At 42.8% G+C, this 7555-nt stretch carries 6 protein-coding genes; 5 read left to right on the forward strand and 1 reads right to left on the reverse strand.

Annotated features, from left to right (window positions below; genetic code table 11):
- The 5 genes from BXY_RS04325 to BXY_RS04345 form a co-directional block, all read left to right on the forward strand.
- The coding region (locus BXY_RS04325) for a GDP-mannose 4,6-dehydratase (RefSeq protein WP_208946760.1) at nucleotides 1–526 on the forward strand (526 nt) is incomplete at its 5' end.
- Nucleotides 527–632: 106 nt separating this feature from the next.
- Nucleotides 633–1703 (forward strand): GDP-L-fucose synthase family protein, encoded by a 1071-nt coding sequence (locus BXY_RS04330; protein WP_004316340.1) that lies wholly within the window; start codon nucleotides 633–635, stop codon nucleotides 1701–1703.
- Between the two features lie 420 nt (nucleotides 1704–2123).
- Complete coding sequence (locus BXY_RS04335; protein WP_008022073.1) at nucleotides 2124–3782, forward strand: AMP-binding protein; 1659 nt, start codon at nucleotides 2124–2126, stop codon at nucleotides 3780–3782.
- Between the two features lie 54 nt (nucleotides 3783–3836).
- Nucleotides 3837–4985: an LA_2272 family surface repeat-containing protein gene (locus BXY_RS04340; RefSeq protein WP_118408092.1), complete on the forward strand. Its 1149-nt coding sequence runs from the start codon at nucleotides 3837–3839 to the stop codon at nucleotides 4983–4985.
- 25 nt (nucleotides 4986–5010) lie between these two features.
- A complete protein-coding gene (locus BXY_RS04345; RefSeq protein ID WP_015531272.1) occupies nucleotides 5011–5454 on the forward strand; it encodes a GNAT family N-acetyltransferase in 444 nt (147 codons plus the stop codon).
- A 113-nt stretch (nucleotides 5455–5567) separates the two neighbouring features.
- Here the strand turns inward: BXY_RS04345 and BXY_RS04350 are convergent.
- A partial coding sequence (locus BXY_RS04350; protein ID WP_243442475.1) for a fructose-1,6-bisphosphatase occupies nucleotides 5568–7555 on the reverse strand: 1988 nt, incomplete at its 5' end.

The following is a 7555-nucleotide window of genomic DNA, read 5'->3' on the forward strand; positions in this document are numbered from 1 at the left end:
CGTAAACGGAATCTTGTTCAATCACGAGAGCGAACGCCGTGGCGAGACATTCGTTACCCGTAAAATTTCGCTTGCTGCCGCACGTATCGCACAGGGCGAACAGGACAAACTGTATCTGGGTAATCTGGATGCACGTCGCGACTGGGGATATGCCAAGGATTACATCGAATGTATGTGGCTGATCCTGCAACATGACGTTCCCGAAGATTTCGTAATTGCTACCGGAGAAATGCACACAGTACGCGAATTCGCAACGTTGGCATTCAAGGAAGCAGGCATCGAACTTCGTTGGGAAGGTGAAGGCGTGAATGAGAAAGGTATCGACGTAGCTACCGGAAAGTCTTTGGTAGAGGTTGATCCTAAATATTTCCGTCCGTCAGAGGTGGAACAACTGCTGGGTGACCCGACTAAAGCAAAAACATTGTTAGGATGGGATCCATGCAAAACATCATTCGAAGAACTGGTAAGTATCATGGTGCGCCACGATATGGAAAAGGTGAAGCGGATGATTGCTACCAAACATTAAATGAATTTCATTTCACCACAGATTAACACAGATTTCCACAGATTATAGATATAAAAAAATTCTGTGGAAATCTGTGTTAATCTGTGGTGAACTAATAAAAGATAGAATGGAAAAGAATGCAAAGATATATATAGCAGGACACCGCGGACTTGTGGGATCTGCTATCTGGAAGAATTTGCAGGATAAAGGATACACCAATCTGATAGGCCGCACGCACAAAGAGCTTGACCTGCTGGATGGAATGGCTGTCCGTAAATTCTTCGATGAAGAACAGCCGGAATATGTATTCCTTGCCGCTGCCTTTGTGGGTGGTATCATGGCGAACAGCATCTACCGTGCCGACTTTATATACAAGAATCTGCAGATTCAACAGAACATTATCGGAGAGAGTTTCCGTCACAACGTGAAAAAGTTGCTCTTCCTCGGTAGTACGTGTATTTATCCACGCGATGCCGAACAGCCGATGAAAGAAGATGTATTGCTTACTTCACCGTTGGAATATACCAACGAGCCGTATGCAATCGCCAAAATTGCCGGACTGAAAATGTGCGAGAGCTTCAATCTGCAATATGGAACGAACTACATCGCCGTGATGCCGACAAACCTTTACGGCCCGAATGATAATTTCGATTTGGAACGCAGCCATGTATTGCCTGCCATGATTCGCAAGATTCATTTGGCACACTGTCTGAAAGAAGGAAACTGGGAAGCTGTACGCAAGGATATGAACCAGCGTCCGGTGGAAGGTGTCAACGGCGACAGCTCGAAAGAAGATATTCTGGCTATTCTGAAAAAATACGGAATCAGCGAAACAGAGGTCACTCTCTGGGGTACGGGTACTCCTCTTCGCGAATTCCTCTGGAGCGAAGAAATGGCGGATGCCAGTGTCTTCGTTATGGAGCATGTGGACTTTAAAGATACCTATAAAGAAGGTAGCAAAGATATCCGCAACTGCCATATCAACATCGGAACCGGTAAGGAAATCACCATCCGCCAATTGGCCGAACGGATCGTTGAAACAGTAGGTTATCAAGGTAAACTGACCTTCGACAGCAGCAAACCGGACGGTACAATGCGCAAGCTAACCGATCCTTCAAAACTGCATGCACTGGGCTGGCACCACAAAATTGAAATCGAGGAAGGCGTACAAAGAATGTACGAATGGTACTTGAAATAAGAAATGAAGTTACTGTAAATATGCTATTAGCTGAATGTTTTTTGCTAATAGCATATTTTTTTTAGCTATAATGATAATTAAATTAGCTATAATGATAATCAGTTTTGCTATAATGATAATCCAATTAGCTATAAGCATAATCTGTTGAGCTATGAGCATAATCTTTTTTATACTACGAGTCAATCTTTATATTATAAGTTAATCCCTTTTGTGATAAGCCTTCATCCAACTAAGCATCATTTATCCAACCATAAACACCATTTATTCAATTATAAGCCTCATCCATTGTATTTATAACGTATCGCCACACAAATTCCCCCACTACTCTCTCCCCCATTTCCAAAAATTCTTCACTCTTAATTCTTCATTCTTAATATAATTGCTATATTTGCACAATTTAATACCAAATGTGCAAAAACAATGGAACAAAGTTTTATAGCCTATATTGAGAATAGCATCAAGAATAATTGGGATTTGGATGCCCTGACCGATTATAAAGGTGCAACTTTACAGTATAAAGACGTAGCTCGCAAAATCGAGAAACTCCATATCATCTTTGAAGAAAGCGGAATCCGCAAGGGAGACAAGATTGCCGTTTGTGGAAGAAACAGCTCTCACTGGGGAGTTACTTTCCTTGCCACACTGACGTATGGAGCCGTTATTGTACCTATTCTCCATGAATTTAAAGCAGATAACGTACATAATATCGTCAACCACTCCGAAGCTAAATTACTGCTTGTAGGAGATATGGTATGGGAAAACCTGAACGAGTCGGCAATGCCGCTATTGGAAGGTATCCTGATGATGAACGACTTTACCCTATTAGTGTCACGCAGCGAACGACTCACGTATGCACGCGAACATCTGAACGAAATGTTCGGCAAAAAATATCCGAAGAATTTCCGTAAAGAGCATGTCGCTTATCACAAAGACGAACCGGAAGAACTGGCAGTTATCAATTATACTTCGGGAACAACGAGTTATTCCAAAGGAGTAATGCTCCCCTACCGCAGTCTGTGGTCGAATACCAAATTTGCTTTTGAAGTGTTGGAACTGGAAGCCGGAGATAAAATCGTTTCCATGCTTCCTATGGCACACATGTACGGATTGGCTTTTGAATTCCTTTATGAGTTCTCCGTAGGTTGCCACATCTACTTCCTCACCCGTATGCCAAGCCCTAAGATTATCTTCCAGGCTTTTGAAGAAGTGAAACCCAGTCTGATTGTTGCCGTACCACTCATCATCGAAAAGATAATCAAGAAAAGCGTGCTTCCGAAGTTAGAAACTCCGGCGATGAAGATATTGCTGAAAGTGCCTATTATCAATGACAAGATAAAGGCAACAGTGCGCGAAGAGATGATTAAAGCATTTGGCGGAAACTTCAAGGCAGTCATCGTAGGAGGTGCAGCGTTCAATCAAGAAGTGGAACAGTTCTTGAAAATGATTGATTTCCCTTATACGGTTGGATATGGAATGACGGAATGTGGCCCGATTATCTGCTACGAAGATTGGAGAAAGTTCAAACCGGGTTCTTGCGGAAAGGCTGTGCCACGGATGGATGTACGGGTATTGTCATCTGATCCCGAAAATATTGTTGGTGAAATCGTATGTAAGGGCCCGAATGTGATGCTGGGCTATTACAAAAACGAAGAAGCCACTCAAGAAGTCATCGACAAGGACGGTTGGTTGCATACCGGCGACTTAGCTTTGATGGATGAAGAAGGTAATGTTACAATCAAAGGACGAAGCAAGAACCTGTTATTGAGCTCCAGCGGACAGAATATCTATCCGGAAGAAATTGAAGATAAGTTGAACAACCTGCCATACGTGGCTGAAAGCATTATCGTTCAGCAAAACGAGAAACTTGTCGGACTTGTTTATCCCGACTTTGACGATGCGTTCGCCCACGGCCTGAAGACTGAAGACATCGAACAAGTAATGGAAGAAAACCGCGTGACACTGAACACCATGCTACCGGCATACAGCCAGATATCCAAGATGAAAATCTATCCGGAAGAATTTGAAAAGACACCGAAGAAGAGCATCAAGCGTTATTTGTATCAGGAAGCAAAAGGCTGATAGATTGTCAGCTGCATAGAGAAAGATATAACTTAAACCGAAAAAGAGAAAGGAATGAAGATAAAGAAAACAATACTTACGGCAGCTATACTAATGGCTGCCGTTTCTTTACCGGCACAGAACAAGAGTGCAGGGATCAATATATCCATCTGGAAAGATATATGCACGCAACCGCATGACAGTACACAGACGACCTATGTAAACATCGGCCTCCTGTCTACCATGAACCGTCTGAACGGTGTGGGTATCAACGCATTGGGAAGCGTGGTTCATGGTGACATGAACGGAGTACAAATCACCGGATTAGCCAACTTGGCAGGGGGTACTATGCGAGGCGTTCAGCTGGCTGGTATCAGTAATATCAGCGGCGATAACACCGTAGGGCTTTCTGCTGCCGGATTGGTAAATATCACCGGCGACAAAGCACAGGGAGTAGTCATATCCGGGCTAACGAGCATCGGAGGAGACAACAACTCGGGATTAATGATTAGTGGTTTCATGAATGTGACGGGCAATATGGCTTCGGGCTTACACTTTTCCGGAGTAGCAAATATCACCGGACAGAGCTTCGGTGGTTTGATGGCTTCGGGACTTTTAAATGTAGTAGGCGAACACATGAACGGTTTGCAGATAGCAGGAATTGCCAATATAACCGCATCAAAGCTGAATGGAGTGCAAGTAGCATTATGCAACTACGCAACGAAAGCGCGCGGACTTCAAATTGGTCTTGTCAATTACTACAAAGAAGATATGAAAGGTTTCCAACTTGGTTTAGTGAATGCAAATCCTGACACAAAAGTGCAAATGATGGTATACGGTGGAAACGCAACGCCTGCCAATATCGGGGTACGGTTCAAGAACCAGTTGTTTTATACCATATTGGGAGTGGGTTCCATGTATCAGGGATTGAATGATAAGTTTTCGGCCAGCGCATCCTATCGTGCCGGTCTGTCTTTCCCCCTTTACAAGGGGTTATCCATCAGCGGAGACCTCGGATACCAGCATATCGAGGCTTTTGATAACAAAGATGAGGTCATCCCGAAACGCCTGTACGCACTGCAGGCACGTGCAAATCTGGAATATCAATTTACCAAGAAGTTCGGCATCTTTGCAACAGGTGGATATGGGGTAACCAGATTCTATAATAAATCGAGCAATTACGATAAGGGAGCTATTATCGAAGCGGGTATTGTTCTTTTCTAAACTTACCAATTAACGTGAGATGTACATGACTGTAATTAGAGAATACCGGGAAACAGACAAAAATGCCGTAATAGATTTAATCAGACAGAACACACCTGAATATTTTGCGCTGGAAGAAGAAGCTGATTTCAGCAATTATCTGGATAGTGAACGTGAGCTGTATTTTGTTCTTTTGCTTAACAAGGAGATTGTCGGATGTGGTGGAATAAACTTCACAGATGACAAAACCACTGGAAAAATAAGTTGGGATATCATACATCCCCAGCATCAAGGTAAATCACTAGGAGCACAATTACTAAAATATAGAATTGAAAAAATAAAGTCTATTAATGGTATTCAAAAAATAACTGTTAGAACTTCACAATTAGCTTATAAATTCTACGAAAAACAGGGATTTACATTGAAAGAAATAAGAAAAGACTATTGGGCCAAGGGTTATGATATGTATATAATGGCCATTGATTTATAATAAAAAAGGGGCACTCGAATGGTCCCTAAAAAGAAAATCTCCCCTTATTATAGTTGAACTGCACTCCTAAAAGTTAGATACAAAACTTTAGGAGTGCAGTTCACTTTTATCTATTATACCTTTTCTTTAATCAAACCTGTACGATAAGCAACGAGCAATTTCTTCAAATCCTGTATTTGAGTCACCAGTTCTTTTCCTTTATCGGTATCTTTCACCATCATCCGTTGCGAATTGAATTCCAAGACAAAGTTGGTAGATTTGATATCAAGTCCCTCTTCAATAGCTTTCTGACGAGACTGGAACGGCTCGTGCTGCACAAGCTGCATACCATGAGAGTGATAAACAAGCGTATATCCCGCAATTCCCGTTTCCGGCTGATAAGCTTTTGAGAATCCGCCATCAATAACGAAAAGCTTGCCATTGGCTTTCATTGGCTGTTCTCCCTGAATCGTTTTCACAGGCACATGACCGTTGATGATATGCGAATGAGGACCGGAAGCTCCAAACTCTGCCAAAATTTGATCGCAGACATCTTCCCGGTTACGCAATGTATAATAATAACCTTTCTTCTCTTTATGCAATTCTTTATCTTCTACGAAATAACGCTCAAAGGTTGCCATCTTATCCTTATCGAACAAGGGAGCTTCCGGACCACACCACATATACCAAATGTAATCCATAGCAAATTCCTTATCCTCCTCCCCTTCTTCATCGAAATACGCAGTACGAATCAGTTGATCGGCTTTATCCAGCAATTTACGCCCCCAATACTCCTTACCACGTATTTTGACATGCTTAAAGCTGCCATCCTCATTCAGAGGAACAGAAGCGTGATAAAGAAGATTCGAATTTGAAACCAGATACATTCCGCCGTATGTAAACAGGCAACGCATGTGTTTCTTCAGCTTTTCACTATTCATAAATGAATAATGAATCTTTTCTACCAATTCGCGTTCTTCTTCCGTCAACCGGTAAGGATCGGCAGGATCTACGGTCGGGAAGTTGGTATCGCGCAAAGCGTATTCTTTTCCTTCGTATACAAAGACGCCACGCTCAAAATCAATCTTTTCCAGCAGTTTGCGGTTGGTCATCCCGAACTCCGGACGACGATCGATGATTTCGGCTTCCAGCTTAAACTGGATAATGGTAATGGCTTTATGCATTTGAGTGATCAGGCGCAAAGTCTTTTCATTATAATGAGCGTCGGCAAAGTTCATCTTCGGCATGAAGATGGTGCAAGGATCATCGGCATACGTATCCATTGCAAAAGTAGCCAATGGAAGCAGATTGATTCCGTATCCGTCTTCAAGCGTGCCCAGGTTGCCGTAGCGCATGGACATACGTATCACGTTGGCAATACAACTATCGTTACCGGAAGCTGCCCCCATCCAGAGAATATCATGATTTCCCCATTGAATATCGAAGTTATGGTAATTGCACAACGTATCCATGATGATATGCGCGCCAGGGCCACGGTCGTAAATATCGCCTACGATATGAAGAGAATCAATGGTCAGACGCTGAATCAGATTGCACATCGCGATAATGAAATCGTCGGCACGCTTGGTAGTGATAATCGTGCTGATAATTACATTGATATAGGCATGCTTGTTCGGCTCGATGGACGATTCGTGCAATAATTCCTGAATAATATAAGAGAACTCGGCAGGCAGCGATTTACGAACCTTCGAACGGGTATATTTGGAAGATACATTCTGACAGACCTTCACCAGCTGGTTCAGGGTAATCAGATACCAATCATCCAGGTCCTTTTCACGGGCTTTCACTAATTGAAGTTTCTCTTCGGGATAGTAAATCAACGTGCAGATTTCTTTCTTTTCAGCCTCGCGGAGAGTGTTGCCGAATATTTCATTTACTTTACGTTTTACCGCACCTGAAGCGTTTTTCAGTACGTGCTGAAAAGCCTCGTATTCTCCATGAATGTCAGTCAGGAAATGCTCTGTCCCTTTAGGTAGATTTAAGATAGCCTCCAGATTGATTATTTCCGTACTAGCATCGGCAATCGTAGGAAAACTTCGGGAAAGCAGTTGCAGGTAACGGAGATCGCCCACAATGCTTTCAGGAGTTATGTTACTTTGAG

The organism is Bacteroides xylanisolvens XB1A, from assembly GCF_000210075.1.
GTDB classification, from domain to species: Bacteria; Bacteroidota; Bacteroidia; order Bacteroidales; family Bacteroidaceae; genus Bacteroides; species Bacteroides xylanisolvens.

Excerpts from the sequence above, each read along its gene's own strand:
- BXY_RS04330 (WP_004316340.1), top strand. The coding sequence starts at position 633 with ATGGAAAAGAATGCAAAGATATATATAGCAGGACACCGCGGACTTGTG.
- BXY_RS04335 (WP_008022073.1), top strand. The coding sequence starts at position 2,124 with ATGGAACAAAGTTTTATAGCCTATATTGAGAATAGCATCAAGAATAAT.
- BXY_RS04340 (WP_118408092.1), top strand. The coding sequence starts at position 3,837 with ATGAAGATAAAGAAAACAATACTTACGGCAGCTATACTAATGGCTGCC.
- BXY_RS04345 (WP_015531272.1), top strand. The coding sequence starts at position 5,011 with ATGACTGTAATTAGAGAATACCGGGAAACAGACAAAAATGCCGTAATA.